1 protein-coding gene is annotated in these 1855 nt (G+C 73.7%); it reads left to right on the top strand.

Annotated elements, in window-relative coordinates; genetic code table 11:
• Window positions 1-52: 52 nt before the first annotated feature.
• A complete protein-coding gene (locus tag G3I40_RS45255; RefSeq protein WP_164560598.1) occupies window positions 53-1720 on the top strand; it encodes a class I mannose-6-phosphate isomerase in 1668 nt (555 codons plus the stop codon).
• The last annotated feature ends 135 nt before the right edge of the window (window positions 1721-1855 follow it).

Below are 1855 nucleotides of genomic sequence, written 5' to 3'. Positions count from 1 at the left end.
CACCGCCGCTGTGCTCTTCCGTCGCTGACGCCCCTTGCGCAAAGGAGACTTCGTGTACCGGCTCGACCCGTGCCACGCCCCCGCCCCGCAGGCCGCCCTCGCGGCCGGCTGGGCGGCGGTGGCCGCGCACCTGCCGCCCGCACCAGCAGTTCTCGCCGTCGACGGCCCGCCGACCGCCGACTGGGACCTGCTCGCCACTCAACTCGCCGACACGGCACACGCCTTGGTGGACGTGCGTACGCACTACGCGGCACCCGCCACCGTGCGCTCCCTCGGCGACACGGACGACGACCCCTACTTCGCCCCCCTCGCCGACAACCCGCTCGACGACCTGTTCGCCGCACTGCCGCGGGTCGCCCCGGCCCACGACGCACTCGTGATCGTCTACGGGCCCGGCGCCGCGCTCGTCGACCACGACGTGCTCTGGTACGCCGACGTGCCCAAGCGGTACGCGGAGGCCGCCGTCGTCGCGGGCACCCCCGGCACCAACCTCGGCCTGCCCGGGGAGAAGCCCGACCTCAAGCGGCTGTTCTACACCGACTGGCCGATGCTCGACCGGCACCGCGACGCCCTGGCGCCCCGGCTCGACGCCTGGCTGGACGTCCAGGACCCCGCACGCCCCGTCCTGATCGACGGCCCCGGCCTGCGCGCCACGTACGCCCGCCTCGCCCGCGGTCCCGTCCGTACCCGCCCCTACTTCAACTCCACACCGTGGGGCGGCCATTGGGCCCAGCACGAGCTCGGCTTCGACCCCGGCGCCCGCAACACCGCCCTCGGCTACGAACTCATAGCTCCCGAGGCGGGCATCCTCGTCGGCACCGGGCCCGACAGGCAGGCCGAGGTGCCGTTCCAGCTGATGTGCGTCCTCGAACCCGAGGCCGTGCTCGGCGCCGACGTCCACGCGCGCTTCGGCACCTCGTTCCCGATCCGCTTCGACTACCTCGACACCGTCGGCGGCGGCAACCTCTCGCTGCACTGCCATCCCCAAGAGACGTACATGCGCGAGCGGTTCGGCTGGTCCTACACCCAGCACGAGACGTACTACATGACCCTCGGCGGCGACGGTGCGAAGGTCTTCCTCGGCCTGCGCGGGGACGCCGACGTCGACGTCTTCCGCAAACAGGTCGAGCAGGCCGCCGCCCAGGGCGTCCCGATGGACCCCGAGGACCACGTCCACGCCTTCCCCGCCGAGCGCGGCCAGTTGTACATGATCCCCGCGGGCACCCCGCACGCGAGCGGCGCCGGCAACCTCGTCCTGGAGATCAGCGCCACCCCGTACCTGTACAGCCTGCGCTTCTACGACTGGCTGCGCCCCGACGCGCACGGCAACCCGCGCCCGCTGCCCTACGAGCACGGCTTCGCCAACCTGGAGACCGGACGGCGCGGCGAGGCCGTCGCCCGCGACCTCGTCCCGGCGCCGCGCACCCTGCGCGAGGGCGAGGGCTGGCGCGAGGAGGTCATCGGCGCCCTCGACGAGATGTTCTACGAGGTCCGCCGCCATGTGCTCGACGCGGGCGCGGAGGCCGACGACGACACCGCCGGACGCTTCCACATCCTCAACGTCGTCGAGGGCGACGGCGTGCGCGTGCTCACCGAGGCGGGGGACCGGTACGACCTCGCGTTCGCCGAGACGCTGACCGTGCCCGCCGCCGTAGGCCGCTACCGGCTGCGCGCCATCGGCGACGCGCCGGTGCGGGTGGTCAAGGCGCTCGTCCGGTGATCCCTGTCATCGAGGTCGGCGGGACGCACGTCACCGCCGCCCTCGTCGACCTCGCGAGCGGCCGGATCACGCACCGCACCGACCGGCCGCTCGACCCGGACGGCGCCGCCGGGGACGTCCTCGGCGCCGTCCGGG

It is taken from the genome of Streptomyces sp. SID14478 (assembly GCF_010548525.1).
GTDB lineage: Bacteria > Actinomycetota > Actinomycetes > Streptomycetales > Streptomycetaceae > Streptomyces.
Note: the sequence above shows the minus strand (reverse complement) of the source record. Positions and strands in the feature narration are given on the sequence as shown.